23 protein-coding genes are annotated in these 24,256 nt (G+C 43.4%); 20 read left to right on the top strand and 3 right to left on the bottom strand.

Annotation, left to right across the window (positions count from 1 at the left end; translation table 11 throughout):
- The 12 genes from G4P54_RS17950 to G4P54_RS17895 all read left to right on the top strand — a co-directional run bounded on the left by G4P54_RS17950 (position 1) and on the right by G4P54_RS17895 (position 13,423).
- The gene (locus G4P54_RS17950; protein ID WP_167873415.1) at positions 1 to 1,908 is read left to right on the top strand and encodes a DUF6792 domain-containing protein; all 1,908 of its coding nucleotides are present in this window, start codon (positions 1 to 3) and stop codon (positions 1,906 to 1,908) included.
- 14 nt (positions 1,909 to 1,922) lie between these two features.
- Positions 1,923 to 2,282, top strand: coding sequence for a hypothetical protein (locus G4P54_RS17945; protein WP_024713399.1), 360 nt, complete (start codon positions 1,923 to 1,925; stop codon positions 2,280 to 2,282).
- 164 nt (positions 2,283 to 2,446) lie between these two features.
- A complete protein-coding gene (gene bmrA, locus G4P54_RS17940; protein ID WP_167873414.1) occupies positions 2,447 to 4,216 on the top strand; it encodes a multidrug resistance ABC transporter ATP-binding protein/permease BmrA in 1,770 nt (589 codons plus the stop codon).
- A 125-nt stretch (positions 4,217 to 4,341) separates the two neighbouring features.
- Positions 4,342 to 5,796 carry a tetratricopeptide repeat protein gene (locus tag G4P54_RS17935; protein WP_167873413.1) on the top strand — a complete coding sequence of 485 codons (1,455 nt, stop codon included), beginning with the start codon at positions 4,342 to 4,344 and terminating at the stop codon, positions 5,794 to 5,796.
- 380 nt (positions 5,797 to 6,176) lie between these two features.
- A complete protein-coding gene (cwlO, locus tag G4P54_RS17930; RefSeq protein ID WP_167873412.1) occupies positions 6,177 to 7,577 on the top strand; it encodes a peptidoglycan DL-endopeptidase CwlO in 1,401 nt (466 codons plus the stop codon).
- Between the two features lie 222 nt (positions 7,578 to 7,799).
- Positions 7,800 to 8,750 (top strand): thioredoxin-disulfide reductase, encoded by a 951-nt coding sequence (gene trxB / locus G4P54_RS17925; protein WP_024713403.1) that lies wholly within the window; start codon positions 7,800 to 7,802, stop codon positions 8,748 to 8,750.
- 319 nt (positions 8,751 to 9,069) lie between these two features.
- Positions 9,070 to 9,537 carry an 8-oxo-dGTP diphosphatase gene (locus tag G4P54_RS17920; protein WP_003235373.1) on the top strand — a complete coding sequence of 156 codons (468 nt, stop codon included), beginning with the start codon at positions 9,070 to 9,072 and terminating at the stop codon, positions 9,535 to 9,537.
- A gap of 24 nt (positions 9,538 to 9,561) precedes the next feature.
- Entirely contained in the window at positions 9,562 to 10,449 is an 888-nt protein-coding gene (gene rapZ / locus G4P54_RS17915; RefSeq protein WP_024713404.1) for an RNase adapter RapZ, read from the top strand.
- Position 10,450: 1 nt separating this feature from the next.
- Complete coding sequence (mgfK, locus tag G4P54_RS17910; protein ID WP_024713405.1) at positions 10,451 to 11,404, top strand: gluconeogenesis morphogenetic factor; 954 nt, start codon at positions 10,451 to 10,453, stop codon at positions 11,402 to 11,404.
- 22 nt (positions 11,405 to 11,426) lie between these two features.
- Positions 11,427 to 12,377: a DNA-binding protein WhiA gene (gene whiA, locus G4P54_RS17905; protein ID WP_024713406.1), complete on the top strand. Its 951-nt coding sequence runs from the start codon at positions 11,427 to 11,429 to the stop codon at positions 12,375 to 12,377.
- A gap of 23 nt (positions 12,378 to 12,400) precedes the next feature.
- Positions 12,401 to 12,658 carry an HPr family phosphocarrier protein gene (locus tag G4P54_RS17900; protein ID WP_003219835.1) on the top strand — a complete coding sequence of 86 codons (258 nt, stop codon included), beginning with the start codon at positions 12,401 to 12,403 and terminating at the stop codon, positions 12,656 to 12,658.
- A complete protein-coding gene (locus G4P54_RS17895; protein WP_167873411.1) occupies positions 12,659 to 13,423 on the top strand; it encodes an arylamine N-acetyltransferase family protein in 765 nt (254 codons plus the stop codon).
- A gap of 35 nt (positions 13,424 to 13,458) precedes the next feature.
- On the opposite strand, the gene G4P54_RS17890 is transcribed toward G4P54_RS17895, so the two are convergent.
- Positions 13,459 to 13,668: a membrane lipoprotein lipid attachment site-containing protein gene (locus tag G4P54_RS17890; protein ID WP_167873410.1), complete on the bottom strand. Its 210-nt coding sequence runs from the start codon at positions 13,666 to 13,668 to the stop codon at positions 13,459 to 13,461.
- Positions 13,669 to 13,816: 148 nt separating this feature from the next.
- Between G4P54_RS17890 and psdR the strand changes: the two genes are divergently transcribed.
- The 4 genes from psdR (at position 13,817) to G4P54_RS17870 (ending at position 18,377) form a co-directional block, all read left to right on the top strand.
- On the top strand, positions 13,817 to 14,530 hold the full coding sequence (psdR, locus tag G4P54_RS17885; RefSeq protein WP_024713410.1) for a two-component system response regulator PsdR: 714 nt from the start codon (positions 13,817 to 13,819) through the stop codon (positions 14,528 to 14,530).
- The gene (locus G4P54_RS17880; RefSeq protein WP_024713411.1) at positions 14,524 to 15,594 is read left to right on the top strand and encodes a HAMP domain-containing histidine kinase; all 1,071 of its coding nucleotides are present in this window, start codon (positions 14,524 to 14,526) and stop codon (positions 15,592 to 15,594) included. Before psdR ends, G4P54_RS17880 begins: the two co-directional genes overlap by 7 nt.
- Positions 15,595 to 15,676: 82 nt before the next feature.
- Positions 15,677 to 16,456 carry a lantibiotic ABC transporter ATP-binding protein PsdA gene (gene psdA, locus G4P54_RS17875; protein ID WP_167873409.1) on the top strand — a complete coding sequence of 260 codons (780 nt, stop codon included), beginning with the start codon at positions 15,677 to 15,679 and terminating at the stop codon, positions 16,454 to 16,456.
- Positions 16,431 to 18,377, top strand: a complete 1,947-nt coding sequence (locus tag G4P54_RS17870) for an ABC transporter permease (protein WP_167873408.1) — start codon at positions 16,431 to 16,433, stop codon at positions 18,375 to 18,377. The genes psdA and G4P54_RS17870 overlap by 26 nt, the downstream gene beginning before the upstream one ends.
- A 32-nt stretch (positions 18,378 to 18,409) precedes the next feature.
- Here G4P54_RS17870 and G4P54_RS17865 read toward each other — a convergent pair whose 3' ends face one another.
- The gene (locus G4P54_RS17865; RefSeq protein ID WP_167873407.1) at positions 18,410 to 19,387 is read right to left on the bottom strand and encodes a 2-hydroxyacid dehydrogenase; all 978 of its coding nucleotides are present in this window, start codon (positions 19,385 to 19,387) and stop codon (positions 18,410 to 18,412) included.
- A 392-nt stretch (positions 19,388 to 19,779) separates the two neighbouring features.
- Here G4P54_RS17865 and G4P54_RS17860 point away from each other — a divergent pair, with 392 nt between their 5' ends.
- Positions 19,780 to 20,373: a beta-class carbonic anhydrase gene (locus G4P54_RS17860; protein ID WP_081719758.1), complete on the top strand. Its 594-nt coding sequence runs from the start codon at positions 19,780 to 19,782 to the stop codon at positions 20,371 to 20,373.
- A gap of 18 nt (positions 20,374 to 20,391) precedes the next feature.
- Positions 20,392 to 21,984: a SulP family inorganic anion transporter gene (locus tag G4P54_RS17855; RefSeq protein ID WP_167873406.1), complete on the top strand. Its 1,593-nt coding sequence runs from the start codon at positions 20,392 to 20,394 to the stop codon at positions 21,982 to 21,984.
- 26 nt (positions 21,985 to 22,010) lie between these two features.
- Here the strand turns inward: G4P54_RS17855 and G4P54_RS17850 are convergent, their stop codons facing one another.
- A complete protein-coding gene (locus G4P54_RS17850; RefSeq protein WP_024713417.1) occupies positions 22,011 to 22,331 on the bottom strand; it encodes a MazG nucleotide pyrophosphohydrolase domain-containing protein in 321 nt (106 codons plus the stop codon).
- A gap of 115 nt (positions 22,332 to 22,446) precedes the next feature.
- On the opposite strand from G4P54_RS17850, the gene G4P54_RS17845 reads away from it, so the two are divergent.
- On the top strand, positions 22,447 to 23,022 hold the full coding sequence (locus G4P54_RS17845) for an LOG family protein (RefSeq protein ID WP_167873405.1): 576 nt from the start codon (positions 22,447 to 22,449) through the stop codon (positions 23,020 to 23,022).
- 198 nt (positions 23,023 to 23,220) lie between these two features.
- On the top strand, positions 23,221 to 24,171 hold the full coding sequence (locus G4P54_RS17840; protein ID WP_167873404.1) for a LacI family DNA-binding transcriptional regulator: 951 nt from the start codon (positions 23,221 to 23,223) through the stop codon (positions 24,169 to 24,171).
- Positions 24,172 to 24,256 lie beyond the last annotated feature (85 nt).

The following is a 24,256-nucleotide window of genomic DNA, read 5'->3' as shown; positions in this document are numbered from 1 at the left end:
ATGGGTAACAATAATATATTTGAAAATGAAAATGTGAAACTGCGGTTAATAAATCTAGAGTATGATTATAAAAAAAAGTTTGCATCAAACAATTCTAAAGAAATAAAGGAAGCGAAAGCAGAATTTGAAACGGAAGTCCGCAGGATCTATAAAGAAGAAACTAATCAAACTCTTCCTGAGGAAATTGAGATTTATACATCTAAAGAACTGATTAAGAAAAGTAATCAAAAAGATAAGTCAATCAAAGAATCGGGTTATGATGGTACGGCAATATATATAAAAGATAGTCAAAATCAAATAGAACAACTTCATATTATTTCAGAAGGTAGTGCTGATAACGAGGATTGGGCTTATAATTTTTTTGGCCTCTTCTTAGGGATCGACAGTAGCCAATACAGAGCAACGAGAGAGTTTACTAAGGAAGCAAAGAAAAGAGCTGGAAATTCTGATGAGCTACATACTTATGCTCTTGGGCATTCACTTGCAAATAACAACCAGGTAATGGTTCAGCTAATAGATGGAGAATTTGATGAAGTTTATGGGATAAACGGTGCTCAGGTTAGTGTAAATCATTTGTTACAAGCTGATAAAGATTTACTCGATGCCATGATCAATAAATTTGATGTTCTGAACACTAAAGGCCTTGAAAATGTCCCTAAAGAAGATCTTAAAAAAGCAATCACCAAATACTACAGTGACAAAGGCGTAACAGCAAACGTCACCCAGCGTATCTCCAAAGATGACCCGCTCTACGGAGCAAGCGGCAAGGCGGATTTTATTACATTCGGTGATGTGAATATGACTGATACAAACACAAGCGTAAAAGGCATCAGAAATATTATGGATGGGATCCCTGATGAAGATGTGAGGTCAATTCAAACATTCCTTCAAAAATATAAGGGTGACTATGAAAAAGACGGCTTGAACGGTTTTATAAAGGCTGCTAGCGGGATAGATATAGACCTCATTGAAGAAGTGAAAAACACAGACGGTGCTTTAAAGAAGGTGAGTGTCCTATTTGAGAATTTTGATGATGTTAAGCAAATGTATGGCCGAATCAAGGAGGAACTGCCGTCGTTTTTAGGTTTTCTTCATACCCTGTTGGGAAACAGCGGACCGGTCGTAGATCAATTAGCTGAAAATGGGTATATAGATGAAACGCAAAAGAAAGTGATCAAAAAAGAATTAACGAATATGAATGCGAGTATGCGAGGAATAGAATCACGGTATGAACATTTCATTGATCATCTAAAGCATGGTCAGTTTACACAAGCTCTAAAAGATGTTGGTGAAATAGTAGATTATGTAAAATCAATTTTGTCCTCTATAGATACACTCGACAAAGAAACAAAAGACGCCTTAAAACTCATCGTTGACGGCCACAGCATCGTTCAAATGCTGAACGCATTATCAAAGGAAAAGGGCTTCAGCTATAAAGGCTCTGATATTTTCTTTACAGGGAAGAGCGGCTCGGGAGAAACGATTCAAGTGAATATTTCTTCCGCTGTCAGAATCTATCAAAATGGTATGAAGATCGTTGAAGATATGGAAGATGCGATTTCTTCGTATCAGAAGGTTTACAGTCGGGAAATAGATGAAGACTTCATTGACAAAAAACAGGCGATCACCACGGCTATTCATCATATGGAAGAAAATCCTTCGCATTATGCCTTCGATCTTCAATTCCGGCTTGCAGCCGGTTTCAGCCACACATTCGATAAATTGGAGAAAATCTCAGTTCATGAATCGTTCCACACAGGTGCGCTCCCTGATAATGATGGAATTGTTGCTGAATTAAAAAAACAGACAACAGAAAAAAGAGATTTTATCAAAAACATCCGCGAGAGTATCGAAAAGCTGTTTGAAAAAGAAAAAATGATATCTCAGTTATTTGATTTTCAGCCTTAGGAGGAATATGAAGAGTGACTTCCTTATTTTCAGAAAGTGAAACAGAAATTGTATCGACGACCTATATGTTTCTTACCCAAGACGAAATGAAGGAGAAGGCGGGCAGCCTCAATAAACCAATCAATGACATTCTCAGTCTGACAAAGAAATTCGAGTCTTCGTTAAAAGAAGAAATCAAAGGGCAAAAAGGGCTGATTGTAAAAAAAATAAAAGAAGAGCTTGATTCAACAAGTGAAAAACGAAAAGCCGCCCTTCAAACCATAAAAGAAGAGCATATCGCAAAAGTTGACCGATACAAAATGATTATTGAAGACCTGCGACGGCAGGATGTGACATTGACCTATAGAAAAAAGAAGCCTGTTAAAGATGTGTAGTATCAAAAATCTCCCATTCAAACAATGAGTGGGAGATTTTTATTTTCATGCCGGCAAAAATGTACTGAAAAAGTCTCTCTCCATTGATATGATTAAGTAAGAGTAAAAATCATCCTTTTTTGCTATGCTATTTAACCTGAACGCTGAAACAGGAGGAAAAATATATGCCAACCCAGCAACAAAAATCGAAAAGTAAATGGAAACCCTTTTTTGCATTAGTAAAGCAGACAAACCCTTCTTATGGCAAGCTTGCCTTTGCGCTGGTTCTCAGTATTGTGACCACACTGGTCAGCCTGCTGATTCCATTATTAACGAAGCAGCTTGTTGATGGATTTTCTATGTCAAATCTATCAAGCATGCAAATCGGTCTCATTGCGCTGGTTTTTTTCGTGCAGGCCGGTTTAAACGCTTATGCCACATATGCGCTTAACTATAACGGGCAAAAAATCATCTCTGGGCTGAGAGATTTATTATGGAAGAAATTAATTAAACTTCCTGTCTCTTATTTTGATACCAATGCTTCCGGAGAAACGATCAGCCGCGTTACGAATGATACGATGGTGGTCAAAGAGCTGATCACAACCCATATCAGCGGATTTATTACAGGCATCATTTCTGTCATTGGATCACTGACCATCTTATTTATTATGAACTGGAAGCTGACGCTGCTTGTGGTAGTAGTCGTTCCGCTGGCCGCTCTTATCTTAATGCCGATTGGCCGGAAGATGTTCGCCATTTCCCGGGAAACGCAGGATGAAACAGCTCGTTTTACAGGCCTGCTGAATCAAATTCTCCCGGAAATCAGGCTCGTTAAGGCTTCAAATGCGGAGGATGTCGAATATGGGCGCGGGAAGATGGGGATTTCTTCATTATTTAAACTGGGAGTTCGCGAAGCCAAGGTTCAGTCGCTTGTCGGCCCGCTTATTTCACTTGTATTAATGGCAGCGCTTGTGGCAGTCATCGGATATGGCGGTATGCAGGTGTCCACAGGTGAGCTCACTGCAGGAGCCCTCGTGGCATTTATTTTATATTTGTTTCAAATCATTATGCCGATGGGCCAAATTACAACGTTCTTCACACAGCTGCAAAAATCAATCGGCGCAACAGAACGAATGATTGAGATTTTAGCAGAGGAAGAGGAGGACACAGTCACAGGTAAACAAATCGAAAACGCACATCAGCCTATACAGCTTGATCGTGTGTCATTTGGATATAAGCCTGGTCAGTTGATCTTGAAAGAGATCAGCGCCGTCATTGAAGCAGGGAAAGTAACAGCCATTGTCGGTCCGAGCGGCGGCGGGAAAACGACGCTGTTCAAATTGCTTGAACGTTTTTATTCTCCGACTGCAGGGACCATTCTGCTGGGGGGCGAGCCGGTTGATACTTACTCGCTTGAATCATGGCGTGAGCACATCGGGTATGTGTCACAGGAAAGTCCGTTAATGTCAGGGACAATCAGAGAAAATATTTGCTACGGATTAGAACGAGATGTAACGGATGCCGAAGTAGAAAAAGCCGCAGAGATGGCATACGCGCTCAATTTTATCAAGGAGCTGCCGAACCAGCTTGATACAGAGGTGGGGGAACGCGGCATTATGCTGTCAGGCGGACAAAGGCAGAGAATCGCGATTGCGAGAGCGCTTCTTCGTGATCCGAGTATCCTTATGCTTGATGAAGCCACTTCAAGCCTTGACAGTCAATCTGAAAAATCAGTTCAGCAGGCGCTTGAGGTGCTGATGGAGGGCCGCACAACGATTGTTATTGCTCACCGCTTATCCACCGTCGTAGACGCAGACCAGCTTTTATTTGTTGAAAAAGGAGAAATTACCGGACGGGGCACACATCATGAATTAATGGCTTCCCATGATTTATATAGAGATTTTGCTGAACAGCAGCTGAAGATGAACGCTGATTTAGAAAACAAAGCCGGGTAAATTTTGGTCGAATCAGCCAGTAAAAAAGCGGAGGGATTTTTCCCAATCCTTCCTTTTGAACTATTGAGGGGCTGACGATTTATGGTATACTACTGACGGTACATTGTATAAAACGGAGGGTAGTTGTGGGAAAACACACTTCTGAACATAAAAATCACGCACAAATTGTCCAACTGCTTCAAGATGGACAATATTTTTTTCATAAAGGCTTGAAGGCGTATAAAGAGCGCAATCTGAAACGGGCAAGCAAACTGATTCAGCGCGCGGTTCATTTGGAGCCGAAGGATTCAGAGATGCTTTCGCAGCTTGCGGTCATTTATTCAGAAATGGGCCAATATCAAGAGTCGAACGATCTTCTGGATTATATTATGGCAAATCTGGAGACCGAAATGCCGGAGTGCCATTATTTTAAAGCGAATAACTTCGCCCATCTGGGACTTTTTCAAGAAGCGTATAAAGAAGCGGCCGCTTATTTAGATGCGGATCCGGACGGTGAATTCGCTGATGAAAACGACAATCTGCTTGAATTGCTCGATTTAGGAGACGGCGGGACTGAAGATTCTTTATACGATCAAGATGAATTGCTGGTGAAGCAGGATCGGGCAAAGTCACTGCTGGAGAGCGGCCAGCTTGCTGAAGCGGTTGCGGCCTTTGAGGAGATCACAGCAGAATATCCGGAGCTTTGGTCAGCCTACAATAATCTGGCGCTTGCCTATTTCTATTCAGGCAACATTGTAAAAGCGAAGCAAACAGCTTATCAAGTGCTCAGTCATAATGAAGGCAACCTTCACGCCTTATGCAATCTTCTCGTTTTCTACTATTATGAAAGAGAAGATGAAAAAGTGGCGGAATTGAGCGATCAGCTTTCGAATGTTTATCCGATGCTATTGGAGCAGCGCTATAAACTGGGTGCTACTTTAGCACTTGTCGGCCGCTACGAGATCGGATATAAATGGCTCAAATCATTATATAAAACCGGCTTTGAAGGCGACGACACATTCTTTTACTGGCTCTCGTGCTCAGCTTATTTTACGGGACATACCGATTTTGCCGAGACGATCTGGAGAAAGGTCGAGTCGCAATATCCCGGAGAAGACCGCCCAGCGCCATGGATTGAGCGAAGGGAAGCACTTCCCTCATCTGTGGAACAGCGTCTCGCAGCTTATTATATCAGCAGCACAAAGGGAGAAACGGAGCATCTTGAAGCGGTGATACGCTCCAAGAGAATTACTGCTCCTTTCGAAAATCATTTTGTGAAGCTGCTTTTGAATGGAGATTCCGCGGCTCCTGACGTATCAGAGGATGCGCTTTTCGCCTATCAAACCGTCAAATTATTGGAGCGGGCTGAAAAAGAAGAGATGAAAACAGAAGTCATGAGCTGCTGGGTGTTTCATGTCATCCAGCAAATCCGCGCAGCTGCTCCATTGAAAAATGAGAGGGGCTGGGCAGCGGCGATTTGCTATATTTGGAAAGAAGCTCACGGCAAACATGACACGAAAAAAGACACAGCGGCCCGATTCGGCATTTCTCCGGCCACTTTGACGAAATATATGAAATATATTGATGATATTCTAGAATAGAATATTTTGAAGAGTCGATTTGCAGAATCGACTCTTTCTTTATTTAGTAGATTATATTGATAAAATAATATCGACAGCTTTTTTGCTCGTTTAAGAAAAATGACAAATGGTGTGCGGCTTGACATCTGTTTGAAACACAAATGTAATAAAATTTATCGCTAATTTGTCGAAACTTGATGGTATAATGATTCTCGTACATAAGGAATTAGTGTTTTTTACATATGATGTGAAATAAACGCTATACAACCAGAATAAGAGATGCACAGAATAATTAACCATAAACAACCATCATTCCTCGTAGAGTATGAGGAACGAAACTTGATGTTCAAAATACGATTCCAAATGAGAACAGGTTCACAGTAAAAGGGAGGATATAAAAAGTGAGAAAGAGTTTAATTACACTTGGTTTGGCTTCCGTCATCGGGACAAGCAGTTTTTTGATCCCATTTACAAGTAAAACTGCATCGGCGGAAACATTAGATGAAAAGAAACAAAAAATCGAAAGCAAGCAATCTGAGGTTGCTTCCAGTATTGAAGCGAAGGAAAAAGAATTAACTGATCTTCAGGAAAATCAATCAAAGATTGAAAAAGAATTGAAAGACATTAACGCTAAGGCGCTTGATACAAGCAACAAGATCGAAGATAAAAAAGAAGAAAACGATAAAACAAAAGAAGAAATCAAAAAACTGAAAAAAGAGATTAAAGAAACAGAAGCCCGCATTGAAAAGCGTAACGAAATCCTGAAAAAACGCGTTCGTTCTTTACAGGAAAGCGGCGGATCTCAAGGATACATAGATGTTCTTTTAGGATCAACAAGCTTTGGTGATTTTATCTCTCGCGCGACTGCGGTTTCCTCTATTGTGGATGCAGACAAAGACTTAATCAAACAGCAAGAGCAGGATAAAGCGAAGTTGGAAGATTCTGAAGCCGATTTAAATGACAAGCTGAAAGAAGTTCAAGCTGCATTGGCGAAATTAGAAACAATGCAAAAAGACCTTGATAAACAGCTAGATGAAAAAGATAAGCTTTTCGACAAAGCAAAAGACAGCCAGAAGAAAACAGCTGCGGCGATTTCTGAATTGAAATCAGAAGCATCTGAACTTGCAAATCAAAAAGCAGATACGGAAGCTGAGCAAGCACGCATCAAAAAAGAACAAGAAGCTGCGGCTGCTTTAATCAAAAAGCAGGAAGAAGCTCAAAAAGCATCTGATGAAACGCAAACAGACGACAGCCAAACGGCTACAACTGAAACAGCAAAAGCCAGCTCATCTGATGATGATTCTTCAGATCACTCTTCTAGCGGTTCGTCTAACGGCTCATCTTCTAAGAAGCACAGCAGTTCAAACAGCAATTCAGGCGGCACTGTCATTAGCAACTCAGGCGGAATTGAAGGCGCGATCAGCGTTGGCTCAAGTCTCGTCGGGAAATCTCCGTACCAATTTGGCGGCGGACGCAGTCAGTCTGATATCGACAATCGTATTTTTGACTGCTCATCATTCGTACGCTGGGCATACGCTTCTGCAGGTGTAAACCTTGGACCTGTCGGCGGAACAACAACTGATACGTTAGTTGGCAGAGGACAAGCTGTCAGCGCGTCAGAAATGAAACGTGGAGACTTAGTTTTCTTCGATACTTACAAGAAGAATGGACACGTTGGTATTTATCTAGGAAATGGAACATTCTTAAATGACAATACATCACATGGTGTGTCAATTGATTCTATGAATAATCCTTACTGGAAAAAATACTTTAACGGCAATGTAAGACGTGTTGTTCAATAATAAATAATACAAGGGCCTTCTCTGAATAGAAGGCTCTTTCTTTATTAACATCTATACCCTTTTAACATACATTTAATCGTTAATAAGAAAAAAATGAGCAAAAAAATAGCGTATCACAGTCAGATTTTATAGGATATGGGTAAGGAATACGTTAGATGGGGATTCTTAATATATAATAAGGAAGATCCCCAACTTGAAAAGACGGTTTAAGGAGTGAATAGTGTGTCAGAAGAAAAAATTTATGACGTGATTATAATCGGCGCGGGTCCTGCTGGGATGACGGCCGCTGTATACACATCAAGAGCGAATTTATCGACATTAATGATTGAAAGAGGAATTCCCGGCGGACAAATGGCCAATACGGAAGATGTAGAAAACTATCCTGGATTCGAAAGCATTCTCGGACCTGAGCTGTCCAACAAAATGTTCGAACACGCGAAAAAATTCGGTGCTGAATACGCTTATGGCGATATTAAAGAAGTCGTTGACGGCAAAGAGTACAAAGTGGTCAAAGCCGGTTCAAAAGAATATAAAACGCGTGCTGTGATTATTGCCGCGGGTGCTGAGTATAAAAAAATCGGCGTACCTGGCGAAAAAGAATTGGGCGGCCGCGGTGTATCTTATTGTGCGGTATGTGACGGCGCTTTCTTTAAAGGAAAAGAGCTTGTCGTTGTCGGCGGCGGAGACTCCGCAGTTGAAGAAGGTGTGTATCTGACACGTTTCGCATCAAAAGTAACGATCGTTCACAGACGTGATAAACTCCGTGCGCAAAGCATTCTCCAAGCGAGAGCGTTCGATAATGAAAAAGTTGACTTCCTGTGGAACAAAACCGTGAAGGAAATTCATGAGGAAAACGGAAAAGTCGGTAACGTAACACTTGTCGATACGGTAACCGGTGAAGAAAGTGAATTCAAAACAGACGGCGTATTCATTTACGTTGGCATGCTTCCTCTGTCTAAACCGTTTGAAAATCTGGGCATTACAAATGAAGAAGGCTATATCGAAACAAACGACCGCATGGAAACGAAGGTTGAAGGTATTTTCGCTGCCGGAGATATTCGTGAAAAATCACTGCGCCAAATTGTAACGGCTACAGGAGACGGAAGTATTGCGGCACAAAGCGTACAGCATTATGTCGAAGAGCTCCAAGAAACGCTGAAAACCTTAAAATAAAAAGGACTGTCATACGAGCTTCACATTACGTTACTGGGTTTTAATTCCGCTGTAACAGTTGTGTAATGCGTATAGGGTATGATTAATAAAGTAATTGACCCCCTTTTTATAATGAATACACTTTTTTGGCACGGATTCTCCAGTTATCCGTGTCCTTTTTTTGTCCAAAAAATAGAAGATACAGCAAATCATCTGAACTGATAGACGAATATGCTGTAAAATAGAAGAAAAGATTGTCAATGTCTCTTCGTTGTGGGAGGCATCTTGAAACGGTATAATAAAGAGACGATGACAGGACGAGAAGGTTAGGTGAACGTACTTGCAAAGAGTGACAAATTGTGTTCTTCAGACGGATGACAAAGTTCTTCTGCTTCAAAAGCCGAGACGCGGCTGGTGGGTCGCGCCGGGAGGCAAGATGGAGAGCGGGGAATCAGTCAGAGACTCCGTCATCAGAGAGTACAGAGAAGAGACTGGTATCTATATCATAAATCCTCAGTTAAAAGGCGTTTTTACCTTTATTATTAAAGACGGTGACCATATTGTCTCTGAGTGGATGATGTTTACGTTTGTCGCTGATTCTTATACAGGGCAAAATGTGTCTGAATCAGAGGAGGGCAAACTGCAATGGCACGATGTCAATGACATTCAAAACCTGCCTATGGCTCCGGGAGACGGCCATATCCTTGATTTTATGATGAAGGGACAAGGACTGCTGCACGGCACGTTTACGTATACACCGGATTTTGAGCTGCTCAGTTATCGATTGGATCCGCAGCATATCAAATAGAAAGACAAGTCAGGGGGGAGAAAGATGAGTGTGAGTGAATCACATGATATTCAACTTGTCATTATAACAGGAATGTCGGGAGCGGGGAAAACTGTCGCCATTCAAAGCTTTGAAGATCTTGGTTATTTCTGTGTCGATAATCTACCGCCTTCATTGCTTCCGAAATTTTTAGAGCTGATGAAGGAATCAAATTCGAAAATGAGCAAGGTTGCGCTCGTGATGGATTTGCGCGGCCGCGAGTTTTTCGACCGGCTGATTGAAGCGCTGGATGAAATGGCGGAAAATCCGTGGATCACACCGCGAATTTTATTCTTGGACGCGAAGGATTCCATTCTCGTCACGAGATATAAAGAAACGAGACGTTCGCATCCGCTGGCAGTGACTGGTCTGCCGCTTGAAGGCATCGCGCTTGAACGTGAGCTGCTTGAGGAATTAAAAGGGCGCTCCCAAATCATTTATGATACATCAGACATGAAGCCGCGTGATTTACGCGAAAAAATCGTAAAGCACTTTGCGTCAAACCAAGGAGAAACATTTACCGTAAATGTCATGTCATTTGGCTTTAAATACGGTATCCCGATTGACGCAGACCTCGTCTTTGATGTCAGATTTTTGCCGAATCCTTACTATATTGAGAGCATGCGGCCGCTGACTGGAAAGGATGAGGAGGTTTCCTCTTACGTGATGAAGTGGAATGAAACGCAAAAGTTCAATGAAAAATTAATCGATCTGCTGAGCTTTATGCTTCCATCTTACAAAAGAGAAGGAAAAAGCCAGGTCGTCATTGCAATCGGCTGCACAGGGGGTCAGCACCGCTCTGTGACACTTGCCGAGAATTTAGCTGCTTATTTCAAAAAGGATTACTATACTCATGTTACTCACCGGGACATTGAAAAGAGAAGCCGGAAATAGGATGGAACAAAAACCGAAAATCGCGATCTTTGGCGGCGGTACGGGACTTTCTGTATTGCTTCGGGGTTTAAAGCATAAACCAGTTGACATCACGGCCATTGTAACAGTTGCTGATGATGGGGGAAGCTCTGGCCGTCTGCGGAATGAACTGAAAATTCCGCCTCCCGGAGACATTAGAAATGTGCTTGCCGCTTTATCGGATGTGGAGCCGCTTGTTGAAGATCTCTTTCAGCACCGCTTCAATAAGGGGAATGACTTAACAGGACATTCTCTCGGGAATTTGATTTTGGCAGCGATGACAAATATAACCGGTGATTTTTTTCACGCTGTCACAGAAATGAGCAAGGTGCTGAATGTAAGAGGAAAGGTTTTGCCAGCTGCCAATACCAGCGTCGTATTGCATGCTGAGATGGAAGACGGCCGCGTGGTCTCAGGCGAGTCCACGATCCCGGCGTATGGACAGCGCATTAAGCGTGTTTTTCTTACGCCTGAACAGATTGATCCGCTGCCGGAAACGATAGACGTGATCAGGGAAGCGGATTTGATTATTATCGGTCCCGGAAGCCTCTATACAAGCATTCTTCCCAATTTGCTCGTCCCAAAAATCGGGGAAGAAGTGGTGAAGGCGCCGGCGAAAAAAGTATACATTTGCAATGTGATGACTCAGCCCGGAGAAACGCTCCATTACACTGCTGCTGATCATGTGAAAGCTCTCAATCAGCATATGGGCTGCGGTTTTATTGATACGATATTAGTGAACAGTGAAGACATTCCTGACGAAATAAAACGTAAGTACGAAATGGAATCAGCGCGTCCGGTTGATTTTGATATCCAAGAACTGAAAGCGATGGGGCTTGAAGTCATCAGAGATCAAATTGTAACGTATAAAAATGACGTAATTCGTCACGATACACATAAAGTGGCCTCTCTTCTTGTTGATTTACTGAAAGAATGAAGCCTTGAAATGAGGTGGCTATATGTCATTTGCATCGGAAACCAAAAAAGAATTAACGAATCTGGAAGTGAAAGACTGCTGCATTAAGGCCGAGCTGTCTGCGCTTATCCGGATGAATGGAGCTTTATCATTTTCAAACCGCCATCTCGTACTTGATGTTCAAACTGAAAACGCGGCGATTGCCCGCCGCATTTATACATTGCTGAAAAAACAATATGATGTGTCTGTCGAGCTGCTGGTCAGAAAGAAAATGCGGCTGAAAAAGAATAACGTCTATATTGTGCGTTTTTCAGAAAATGCAAAAGCGATCTTGGAGGATTTAAAAATACTCGGGGAAAATTTTGTGTTTGAACGAAGAATATCGGAAGAGCTGGTCAAAAAGAGATGCTGCAAGCGTTCCTATATGAGAGGGGCATTTTTGGCGGGAGGTTCGGTCAATAATCCGGAAACCTCCTCGTATCATTTAGAAATCTTCTCTCTTTATAAGGAGCATAATGATTCATTATGCGACCTGTTAAATGGGTTTCAGCTAAACAGCAAAACGCTCGAGCGGAAAAAAGGCTATATCACCTATTTGAAAGAGGCAGAAAAGATTACTGAGTTTCTGAACGTGATCGGCGCCCACAATTCGCTTTTACGATTTGAGGATGTCAGAATCGTCAGGGATATGAGAAATTCAGTCAACCGCCTCGTCAATTGTGAAACAGCCAACTTAAACAAAACGATCGGCGCTTCACTCAGACAGGTCGAGAATATTAAATACATCGATGAAAGAATCGGCCTGGACGCGCTTCCTGAAAAACTTCGGGAAATCGCGCAGCTGCGAATTGATTATCAGGAAGTGACGCTGAAAGAGCTGGGGGAAATGGTAGCAAGCGGGAAAATCAGCAAATCAGGGATCAATCACAGGCTCAGAAAACTTGACGAAATCGCAGAACAGCTCCGGACAGGGCAAACCGTCACTTTAAAATAACCGTAAAGAAAAGGGGAGATCTTATGGTTCAACAGAAAGTGGAAGTTCGATTAAAGACAGGACTGCAGGCGCGTCCTGCTGCTTTGTTTGTACAAGAAGCAAACCGGTTTACGTCAGATGTGTTTCTTGAGAAGGATGGGAAAAAAGTAAACGCAAAAAGCATCATGGGGCTGATGAGCCTTGCGGTAAGCACAGGCACTGAGGTTACCTTGATTGCCCAGGGAGAAGACGAACAAGAGGCGCTGGAAAAACTGGCTGCTTACGTTCAAGAAGAAGTTTAGGTGATAAAGATGAGTGATTTTCTAAAAGAATGCTTCCAGAAAATCGGCTGGGAGAAAGACCATGTCAGCTTCAATGATCTTCCCCTTTTTCTCAAAGCAATGGCATACCGTTTTCCATTTGAAAACCGAGCCGTGCTTGCAAAAGAGAATTATAAGATAACAAAAGAAGAGCTATGGCAACGTCTGGTCAAAGATCAGCACGGCGGCTTATGCTACGATTTAAATGGTTTCCTTTATTTTGTCTTGCGTGAGGCTGGGTTTCACGTGAAGCTCATTCGAGGAACGGTTTATGCAGGCAATCAAGAGGGATGGGCACTAGAAAGGACGCATGCTGCTGTATGGCTGTCTGCGGAAAAAGGCGATTACCTCGTTGATACCGGATTCGGCATCAACCTGGCGCTCCAGCCGATACCGTTTTCCGGAGAAACAGTACAGTCACCCGTCGGGGCATTCCGAATCATAGAAAAAGAAACAGAAATGGGCAGCCATGTTCTGCTGATGGACAAGGGGGAAGGCTGGCAAATCGGTTACGCCTTTACCCTTAAAGAGAGCGATCCGAGTGATTTAGATGATATGAAGGACATGATTCACTCTCATGAAAAATCTCCTTTTAACAAATCACCGCTCGCCTCAAAGCTGACGCCAAATGGACGGATGGTCATGTCAGACCGCCATTTCACGATTCATGAAAACGGCGGAGAAGGTCAAAAAAGTGACATTGCCCCTTCAGAATTTGAAGAGAAATTAAATACTCATTTTTTGTAACATGAAAAGCTTGCAGGCTGTCTGCAAGCTTTTTCTTATGAACATGTATTGATGACAGCATCAAATGCATCTTCCGGGACAGACAGTTTTCCCTTTTCGTAGTGGTATGGAATTTGATTCTCTTTAAAGCATTTTTTTCCGTATTCAGTCAGTGAATCCCCAATTTCTATGTATTCCCCGGTATAGTTGGCCTGACATGCCGAAAGAATAGACGTAATGGTCACAAAGAGTATGATTTTCTTCATAATGACACCTCTCTAAAATGAAAAATTTTCCTTTTTTATTCTATCATAATGAATAGAGAAAAAGACCGATTTACGATTCTTCTACATGCTATAATAATTTTGGAATCTTCTAGAAAAATGATCTCGAAGTACAGTAAGGGGGATAAACGTGTATCGGATTTTGCTTGTGGAAGATGATGAGCGGATTGCTTCTATGCTTGGCGGTCATCTTCACAAATACGGATATGAAGTGAAAATAGCTGAACAGCTGAATGATATAAAATTGGAATTTGCGGAAATGAAGCCGGATCTTGTGCTGCTTGATATCAACCTGCCTTTTTTTGACGGGTTTTATTGGTGCAGGCAAATCCGCACCATTTCCAATGCGCCGATTATTTTTATATCAGCGCGGACTGATGAGCTGAATCAGGTGATGGCGATTGAAAATGGCGGTGATGATTATATCACCAAGCCGTTCCATTTAGAGGTGGTGATGGCCAAGATCAAGAGTGTCCTGCGCCGCACATATGGTGAATACTCGCCCTCTTTGCCACAGGAATCAAGAATAGTAGAGCTTGGCGGGCTGACGATTTATCCTGATCAGAATGAGGCCGAGTGGAACAGCACCCGCATCTTGTTTTCACAAAAAGAATTTCAGCTCCTATCGATTTTCGTGAGGGAGCACAAAAAAATCGTCTCCCGTGATGAACTACTGGAGGCTTTATGGGATGATGTTGATTTTGTTGATGACAATACGTTAACGGTCAATGTAAACCGGCTGCGGAGAAAACTGGAGAATGCCGGTCTGAAGGATTGCATTTCTACGATAAGAGGACAAGGCTATCAATTTCAAGTCAATCGGAAGGATGAACCGGAGTGTTAAAAACTTATCTCATTGACCGTTTCGCCATTATTTTATTTTCATTATTAGGGATAGGGACCAGCATGCTGATTGCTTATTTAAGCATCATAGAAAGCGGCGCAACACCTTCCGCGGAAAATATGATTTACATATGGATTTTGCCGGGTGCTTTTTTAGCTGCCGGCTTAGCTGCTGATTATATCCGGCAATTTTCCTTCCTGACATATGTCAAAAAGCTTGCGGAACAAGCGTCTGCTGCAAATGACATCGGACAGTCTTTGAAGGCCCGAAAGCCAAGAACGCGAGAACAGGCGCTTTGGACGAAAATGGTTAACGCACTCGGGCAGCAATACGAAGGCAGGCTCTCACAATATATCAATCAGCAAAAACAGCATTATACTTTCACCAATCAATGGGTCCATCATATGAAAACACCGGTTTCTGTCATTTCCTTAATGATTCAGGAAGGAAAAAACGGAACCGCTTCTTCTTTTCCGACCTTTTTAGAGGAACTGGAGGATGAAAATGAGAGATTTCGCCATGGTCTTGATATGATGCTGCAAACAGCCAGACTGGAGGAATTTGCGTTCGATGTGAAACCGCAAACCTTGGATTTGGCAGAGCTGGTCCGTTCACTTATTAATCAAGAAAAACGGCAGTTTATCAAGCGGCGCCTTTTTCCAAAATTACATGCACCGCCAAATGCCGTTCAGATTGCCAGTGATCAAAAATGGCTTTCCTTTGTTGTGGAGCAGCTTCTTTTCAACGCCTTGAAATATTCAAAGCAAGGTGTGGGCGAACATATTACAATCCGGATTGAAACAGAGGGACATGAGACGCGCCTGTCTGTTGCTGATGAAGGCATCGGTATACCGCCGCAAGATCTGCCGCGGATTTTTGACGCATTTTTCACCGGAGACAACGGACGAAGCATGACAGAGGCAACGGGAATGGGCCTTTATTTGGCAAAGCAGGTGTGCAGCCGGCTAGGCCATCAGCTGTATGCGGAATCAAAAGAAGGGGCGGGCACTGTGATGACGATCGTGTTTTCAAGTGACACCTTGGTGAATGTGACAGCATTGTAAGGTTAGAGAGCGGATTTGCAAGAAAGTTCGATGGGAGGCTGCTGACTTCCTTTTTATAATAAAGAAAAAGGAGGAGCAGAACATGAACGTGTTACAGACAACGAACCTGTCAAAAACGTACTATTCAAATAAAGGAACGATATCATACCAAGCGCTCAGCGGCTTTGATCTCAGTGTGGCGAAAGGAGAATTTGTCGGGATTATGGGACCGTCGGGGAGCGGAAAAACCACGCTTCTGAATTTGCTGGCGACCATTGATAAGCCGACTGAGGGTGAGATGATGATCAACGGCATTCAGCCGAAAACGTTAAAGGATCAAGACCTGGCCCTGTTTCGCAGAAGAGAACTTGGCTTCGTCTTTCAGGATTTTAATCTGCTGGATACCTTGACGATTCGGGAAAATATCCTGCTGCCGCTCGCATTGGACAAGGTTAAGCTGAGAGAAATGGAAGCCCGTCTGGATGAACTTGCAGATACGCTGCAAATCAAGCATATTCTTGACCACCGTACCTACGAGGTGTCGGGCGGACAGCAGCAGCGGGCAGCCTGTGCCAGGGCCATTATTCACAACCCGGCGCTCATTCTTGCCGATGAACCGACAGGAAACCTTGATTCAAAATCGGCAAAGCAAGTGATGAACACGCTGGCCCAGCTGAATGAAGAAAAGGAAGCGACGATTTTATTGGTCACGCATGATGCCACAGCGGCAAGCTTCTGTAAACGGATTGTGTTTATTAAAGACGGCCGTTTCTTTTCAGAGATTCGCAGAGGGACAAACCAGCAGGTGTTTTATCAAAGTATATTGGATACCTTGAGTGTGTTGGGAGGCGATTTTCATGAATTTGAGAACCATCGCTCGTAAAAACATTCTCGGGAATCTCCAACGGTATGTTGCCTACTTTTTAAGCTGTGTATTTGCCGTTTCGGTGTTTTTTGTGTTCACATCTTTTATTTTTCACCCTGATGTCAATGAAGACAATGTATATGGCGGAAGTCTTGTCAAAACATGCTTGAGCGCGGCTCTTATCGTGATCATTGTGTTTTGTATATTTTTTATCTCATATTCCAATTCGGCGTTTTTGCAGGCGAGAAAGAAAGAGTTTGGGCTGCTGACGCTGTTCGGTACATCAAAGCAGCAGCTGCGCAAGATGATTTATTATGAACAGTCTCTCATTTCTTTAGCAGCGATTGCGGCCGGCATTGGAGCAGGGCTGTTATTTTCAAAGCTGTTTTTTATGATCATGACATGGATGCTCAGTGTGAAGGTGCCGATTTCGTTTGTCATTGTGCCGAAATCATTTGTGCTGACGGCTGCGGGCTTTCTCATCCTGTTTCAGACGCTGCTCATTTTATCGCTGTGGCGGATTCGCAAGCTGGAAATCATTGAGCTGATAAAATCCGCCCAAAAACCGAAAAGCTTGCCGGCCTATTCGAAATGGCTTACTGTGCTGTCGGTGCTGTGTCTCGGCGGCGGTTATTATCTCGCTGCGAGTGCAAATGCGATTGACATGGTGTTTCGGGTTTTTCCGATTCTGATTTTGGTGTTGATTGGCACGTATTTCTTTTTTACCCAAAGCAGTGTGGCATTTTTCCGTATGCTGTACCAAAAAAAACATAGTTTCTATAAGGGCACAAACATCATTGTGCGTTCCAACATGATCTTCCGGCTGAAGGATCACGCCCGCATGCTGTTTTTAACCTCTATTATTACAGCGGTTATACTCACAGCTACAGGTGTCATTTATATGTTTTATTCCGATTTGCAAAGGCAGGAGGAGCAAAGCATTCCCCAATCTGTTTCCTGGGTGGAGAAAGATGCTTCCCGTTTTCAGGTGATGGAGCCTAAGACAGCGGAAAGCACACTGAAACAAGCAGATGCTGAGATTAAGTACAAGGTGAATGCCACAGGGATACCTGTCACATTTGAAACAGACCTGCCGTTTGGGAACAGAAAAGCGAAGGCCGGGGCCTTGCTGATTTCAGAGAACACGTATAACCAAATCGCAAAGGAAAAAGGGTATCCGGTTATTCATTTACAGGATCAGGAAGCGTTTATTAATGTTGCGTTTCAGATGATGATCAAAGACACATTCGGAGCAGGAGAAAAAGCAGCATTTCATATGAAATCAGGAAAATCGCTTTCCTATGTCATGAAGAAACAGCGAAACCAAGGCATCCTGATGCCGGTTGGAGAAATCAGCCGCTTATTGGTCGTCAGCGAAAAAAGCTTTGACAGCCTCACTCAGGAAGTGCCGCTGAAGGAGCAGACGAGAGTCATAGGCTATGAGCTTGAGCATTGGACGGAAACAGTGGACGTTTCGAAAAAGCTTGAAGGCATGGTGCCAAAAGAACATCGGTCTGATTTTCAAACGCGGGCGCCAGGCTATCAAGTGATAAAGCAGGCCGTGGCATTAACACTGTTTATTGGAATGTTTGTCAGTGTGCTGTTTTTTATTGTCCAAGGAAGCATGCTGTATTTGCGGATGTTTACGGAAATAGAAGATACGAGAGTACAGGTGTTAGCGTTAAAGAGGATAGGGATTACGGACAAAGAGATTCACTCCATTCTTGGAAAGCAAATCGGATTTTTATTCTTCATCCCATTTATCGCGGGTGCTATTCACGCGGGTTTTGCGTATGCAGCGTTAAGCAATATGCTGAATTCAAATTTATTTCTGGAGGCCGTGCTGGTCATCTGCATTTATTTTGTATTTCAGGCGGTCTATTATCTTGTCACCCGCCGCATCTATAAGCGTGCTGTTCTGCGGCATATTTCATCTTAACATCCGGTCTGCGTCAGACCGGATGTTTTCTATTACTGAAATTCTCTAGTGAGATTTTTCGGTGTTTGTCCTTGGATCGCTGCGATCATATTTTCGGCGGCCTGTTTGCACATGTTGAAGCGCACCTTTGCTGTTGCTGAACCGATATGCGGAAGCAGCGTAACGTTATCCAGCTGTAGAAGAGGGTTATCTTGTGTGACTGGTTCTTTTTCGAATACATCTAAGCCGGCTCCCCAAATCCAGCCTTCTTGAAGAGCGCGAATCAGTGCTTTTTCATCAACGGTCTTTCCCCGGGAAATATTGACGAAAATTGCTGAATCCTTCATCATTTTAAATTCGCGCTCTCCTATCATGTGATACGTTTCATCAGTCAGCGGTGTAATAAGCAGAATAAAATCAGATTGCTTGAGCAATGTATCAAGCTCAGCGTACTTAACGCCGATGCTGTCTTCCATTTCTTGTTTGCGATGGCGGTTATGGTAAAGCACTTCCATATCGAAGCCGAATTTGGCGCGTCTCGCTGCTTGTTCGCCGATTCGTCCCATGCCGATAATGCCTAACGTTTGATGATGTACATCAATGCCGAAAAGCGCTTCTTCTTCAACCGTTCCCCATTTTCCCGCTCTGACGAAACGGTCCAGTTCGGCAACACGTCTTGCGGAAGATAGAATCAGTGAAAAGGCAAGATCCGCGACTGTGTCATCCAGTGTATAAGGTGTATGAGTCCCGACGACTCCTTTTTCTCTCATTGCTTCTATATCGAAGTTATCGTAGCCTACGGATTGGTTGCTGACCACTTTGAGCTTAGGCGCGTGTTCAAGCAATTCACGATTGATTGACGGTCCGGACGTTCCTGACGTTAAAAGACCTTCTGCATCTTTTAGTTTTTTGAAAAGCACGTCATTCGGAAGTGTATCCTCCTTCCATATTTCATAACGGCAATGTTCACCGATGAATGCTTCAATCTCTTCAGGAATCGGTTTTGTGATCAATACAAATGGTTTCAACAAGGCTCCCCCTTTATGGCTGTTGTCTATTTTATTATATCGGAAATAAATAGTTGTTAAAAATATAGCTGCGTTCTTTTTAATTTCTGGTTCTTTTGAACTTAAAATTGTTATTGAAATTGAATAAACAGCTTCATTCGCTTAAATAAGTTTTTTAATTATCTGAATTCACCTATATTTTTTGTCAGACAAATCATCAGTATGCGAGAGGGACCAGATTATGGGATTCAATAAATATAAATTTTATTATCTTTGAAAGATATAAATGTGTATGTTTTGATTTTACCGTCCATTTATAGTGTCTTTTTTTGAAAGCCTTTTCACGGTGTGTTCCTATGCTATAATTCCTTACTGTAAGCTGGGAAAGAAGGCTTGCAAAATCATATGGATGGGAGATGAATCAAATGGTTTCTTTAACATCAATTTTGGAACACAATCAGCGGTTTGTCAGAGAGAAGAAGTATGAACCGTACAAAACGACAAAATTTCCTTCAAAAAAGCTCGTTATTGTCACCTGTATGGATACAAGGCTCACAGAACTTCTTCCGCAAGCAATGGGGCTTAAAAACGGCGATGCTAAAATTGTTAAAAATGCGGGAGCCATCGTTTCTCACCCATTTGGAAGTGTGATGCGAAGCATACTGGTGGCGATTTATGAGTTGCAGGCTGAAGCGGTGTGCATTGTCGGCCACCATGAATGCGGGATGTCCGGATTAAATGCGTCTTCGATTCTTGAGAAAGCAAAGGAACGAGGCGTGGATGAAAGCTGCCTGAATTTGCTGTCGAGCGCCGGACTTGATTTGAAATCATGGCTGACTGGTTTTCACAGCGTAGAAGAAAGCGTTTCCCACAGTGTGAATCTGATCAAGAACCATCCGCTTCTGCCGAAGAAAGTCCCGGTGCACGGGCTTGTCATTCATCCTGAAACAGGAAAACTTGATGTGATCATTAACGGTTATGAAACTGAGCTTATAAACACACATCCATAAGGGAGGTTATAGCAAAATATGCGATTCTCAGGGAGATTCAAGGGGTATAATTTACAGAAATTTCAGAAAGACTTGATCGCAGGGATTGTAGTAGGTGTCGTGGCAATTCCTTTAGGGATGGCGTTTGCCATTGCCTCGGGAGTCGAGCCTGAATACGGGCTGTACACTGTTGTAGTGGCAGGGATTTGTATTTCTTTGTTTGGAGGATCCAAATATCAAATCGGCGGTCCGACTGGCGCCTTTGTCCCCATTCTATTCGGCATTATCATGCAGTACGGCTTGGAGAACCTGCTGATCGCAGGGTTTATGGCAGGGATCATGCTGGTGCTGTTCGGGCTGTTTAAGCTCGGAAAAATTATGAAGTTTGTGCCGAAACCCGTTATCGTCGGTTTTACAGCCGGAATTGCCGTATTGATCTTTACTGAGCAGATCGCTAATTTTTTCGGTTTGAAAAATGTTGAAAAACATGAGAATTTTCATCACAACATGTTTGAAATTGCCCAGAAGCTCGGTACCTTTAACATGTATGCCATTTTGACAGCAGTCATCGGGCTCGTCATTTTGCTTGTATCCGCCAAAGTGATGCCTAAAGTACCGGGTGCTTTATTGGCGCTTCTTATTTCCACACTGGTCGCGGTTGTCTTTTTCCCTGACCGCATGGCGACAATCGGGTCAACATATGGAGACATTCCCCGCCATTTGCCGGAATTTCAGTTCCCGGAGCTTACACTGGATAAAATGGTTATGCTGTTTCCGCCAGCGCTTGTCATCGCGCTTCTTGGCGGCCTTGAATCTATTCTGTCCGCGATGGTCGCTGATAACATGAAGGGCTCAAAGCATGACAGCAACAAAGAGCTTGTCGGCCAAGGGATTGCGAATATGGCTGCGCCGCTGTTCGGCGGAATCCCGGCAACAGGAGCGATCGCCAGAACGGCAACCAATATTAAAAACGGGGCGGCTTCCCCCGTGTCCGGCGTCGTTCACGGTGTAGTCGTTCTTCTTGTCCTGCTCGTATTTGCGCCTTATGCGTCTCACGTGCCGCTTGCCAGCATGGCGCCGATTCTCATGGTTGTCGCATGGAACATGAGTGAACGCAAGGAAGTCGCGAACATGCTGAGGCTGAAAAACGCTGATTCCATTATTTTGGCGGCAACCTTTGTCCTTACGGTTCTGTTTGACTTAATCATTGGTGTGGCAACCGGATTGCTGCTCGCGTTTGTGTTTTTTATCAGAAGAATGAGCGAAGCGACCCGCATCCACAATCAGGAATCGCATCCTGTTCTGGCGAAGAGAAAAGACCCGTCTGTCAGCATGTATGCCATAGAAGGGCCGCTGTTTTTCGGGTCAATTGATTCGCTCGAATCTTCACTGCTGGAGCATGTACAGAAAAAGCCGAAGACTCTTATTCTGCTGATGAATAAGGTGCACTACATGGATACGTCGGCTGAAGCCGTGCTGGGGAACATTATGAACAGGATTAAACGCCACAACGGAAAGCTGATGATTGTGGGATTGCAATCACAGCCGAAGGAGCTGCTGCATAAAACAGGTCTTTTTCACAAAATAGGAAAGCAGCATTTCTTTGATCACCATGATGAGATCACAGGGTAAAAAAAGCGGCCATTCCGGCCGCTTTTTTATGCATGCTCAAATCGTTTTGTTAGTTTTTCTTGGTGGGCTTTCATCACGTCTTCTAAAGAGACACCGTACATATCAGCAAGAATGGCGATATTTCCGATGACATCTCCCATTTCTTCAATCAATTCTTGTTTTTGCTCGGCTCGTGTCGTTTCTTTCTCATCCGGCCGGTCCCTGCCAATTTCATATGCTCTGACGGCTCGGGCCAGCTCTCCGGCTTCCTCCATTAAAAAGCCGACTCGAATAAACGGCCCGTATTCGGTCCAGCCTCTTTTTTCGTAAAACTCTTTCATCCATTTTTCTGCATCAGCCAGCTGCATCTTCATCACTCGCATTCTTTATGTATTTCATATTGATATTATCACATGAAGGTGGGACAATATATAGTGAGTTTTTTGAGTATTCAACACGATATATAGATGCGGAGATGACAAGATGAAAACCATTTGTGTATTTGCGGGGTCAAACCCGGGGGGAAATGAAGCGTATAAACGAAAAGCGGCAGAGCTTGGCGCCTACATGGCTGAGGAGGGAATCGACCTTGTCTACGGGGGCTCCCGCGTAGGCTTGATGGGTACGATTGCTGACGCGATCATGGAAAACGGCGGAACTGCAATCGGAGTCATGCCGAGCGGTTTGTTCAGCGGAGAGGTTGTCCATCAAAATTTGACTGAGCTGATTGAAGTAAACGGGATGCATGAACGAAAAGCCAAAATGAGCGAGCTGGCGGACGGCTTTATCGCCATGCCGGGCGGCTTCGGTACATATGAAGAATTATTTGAAGTGCTTTGCTGGGCGCAGATCGGCATCCATCAAAAGCCGATCGGACTGTACAATGTGAACGGATATTTTGAACCGATGATGAAAATGGTCAAATACAGCATCCAGGAAGGATTTTCTAACGAATCGCACCTAAAGCTGATCCACAGCTCTTCGCGTCCGGATGAGTTAATTGAGCAAATGCAAAACTATTCCTATCCGATTTTAGAGAAAAAGTGGACGGAAATTTAAAAAAGCCTTTCTCATCGAAGGGAGTTAGCGGTGAGCCGTTATCACAAGGCGGAGAATTGAAAATCGAGTCTTTTAAGCAATGTGAGGTTTCCTGATGGAAATCTCTTTTTTATTTTCTTTTTAGCTGGCGGATATTCAGTTGTAATAAAGGACTTTTTCACTAGTTTGGATAATAAGCACAGGTAAGGAGGGAATGAAATGGCAACATTGTCAGATGTGGCGAAAAAGGCAAATGTTTCGAAAATGACGGTATCACGAGTGATCAATCACCCTGAGACGGTGACGGATGAATTAAAAAAGCTTGTTCATTCTGCGATGAAAGAGCTGAATTACATCCCTAATTATGCGGCAAGAGCGCTTGTGCAAAACAGAACACAGGTTGTCAAACTGTTGATTCTTGAGGAAATGGATACGACTGAACCATATTATATGAACCTGCTGACCGGAATCAGCCGGGAACTCGATCGCAATCATTATGCGCTCCAGCTTGTAACAAGAAACTCTCTCAATATCGGCCAATGCGACGGCATTATTGCCACCGGCTTAAGAAAGAGCGATTTTGAGGGTGTGATCAAAGCTTTTGAAAAGCCGCTGGTCGTATTTGGCCAAAATGAAATGGGCTATGACTTTATCGATGTGAATAACGAGAAAGGCACTTTTATGGCAACCCGCCATGTGATGAGTCTGGGGGAGCGGGAAGTTTTCTTTATTGGCATTGATTTAGATGAGCCTTTCGAACGTTCCAGAGAACAGGGGTATATTCGGGCGATGAGTGAAAGGTTCAGAAAAACGAATATCTTCCGGATTGACAACAGTTCTAAAAAAAGTGAGTGCCTTGCAAGAGAAGTGCTGGAGTCTCTGGGAAATCAGACCGCATTTGTCTGCGCATCCGATCGAATCGCACTCGGCGTTATTCGTGCGGCGCAATCGCTTGGAAAACGAATTCCGGAAGACGTTGCGGTGACCGGGAATGACGGTGTGTTTCTTGATCGCATCTCCTCGCCCCGGCTGACTACGGTCAGACAGCCTGTTGTTGAAATGGGGGAGGCCTGTGCGAGAATGTTATTGAAAAAAATGAATGAAAACGGTGCCGCTCAAGGAAATCTATTTTTTGAACCAGAGTTAATTGTACGTGAATCAACGCTGTAAGGGCCTATTCTGTTATCGGTAACAAGGCAAAAAGGATTGTTCCTGCTATTTCATCATGATACTTTCAAACTAAGAGCCGGCCTTA

Source organism: Bacillus tequilensis (genome assembly GCF_012225885.1).
GTDB lineage: Bacteria > Bacillota > Bacilli > Bacillales > Bacillaceae > Bacillus > Bacillus tequilensis.
The sequence above is the reverse complement of the archived record's forward strand: the minus strand, read 5'-3'. Positions and strand labels throughout refer to the sequence as shown.

Coding starts and splice junctions, on each gene's coding strand:
- rapZ (WP_024713404.1), top strand. CDS start 9,562: ATGAGTGTGAGTGAATCACATGATATTCAACTTGTCATTATAACAGGA.
- G4P54_RS17845 (WP_167873405.1), top strand. CDS start 22,447: ATGAAAACCATTTGTGTATTTGCGGGGTCAAACCCGGGGGGAAATGAA.
- psdA (WP_167873409.1), top strand. CDS start 15,677: ATGAACGTGTTACAGACAACGAACCTGTCAAAAACGTACTATTCAAAT.
- G4P54_RS17855 (WP_167873406.1), top strand. CDS start 20,392: ATGCGATTCTCAGGGAGATTCAAGGGGTATAATTTACAGAAATTTCAG.
- G4P54_RS17840 (WP_167873404.1), top strand. CDS start 23,221: ATGGCAACATTGTCAGATGTGGCGAAAAAGGCAAATGTTTCGAAAATG.
- G4P54_RS17900 (WP_003219835.1), top strand. CDS start 12,401: ATGGTTCAACAGAAAGTGGAAGTTCGATTAAAGACAGGACTGCAGGCG.
- bmrA (WP_167873414.1), top strand. CDS start 2,447: ATGCCAACCCAGCAACAAAAATCGAAAAGTAAATGGAAACCCTTTTTT.
- G4P54_RS17860 (WP_081719758.1), top strand. CDS start 19,780: ATGAATCAAATGGTTTCTTTAACATCAATTTTGGAACACAATCAGCGG.
- G4P54_RS17870 (WP_167873408.1), top strand. CDS start 16,431: ATGAATTTGAGAACCATCGCTCGTAAAAACATTCTCGGGAATCTCCAA.
- G4P54_RS17890 (WP_167873410.1), bottom strand. CDS start 13,668: ATGAAGAAAATCATACTCTTTGTGACCATTACGTCTATTCTTTCGGCA.
- G4P54_RS17850 (WP_024713417.1), bottom strand. CDS start 22,331: ATGCAGCTGGCTGATGCAGAAAAATGGATGAAAGAGTTTTACGAAAAA.
- G4P54_RS17950 (WP_167873415.1), top strand. CDS start 1: ATGGGTAACAATAATATATTTGAAAATGAAAATGTGAAACTGCGGTTA.
- whiA (WP_024713406.1), top strand. CDS start 11,427: ATGTCATTTGCATCGGAAACCAAAAAAGAATTAACGAATCTGGAAGTG.
- mgfK (WP_024713405.1), top strand. CDS start 10,451: ATGGAACAAAAACCGAAAATCGCGATCTTTGGCGGCGGTACGGGACTT.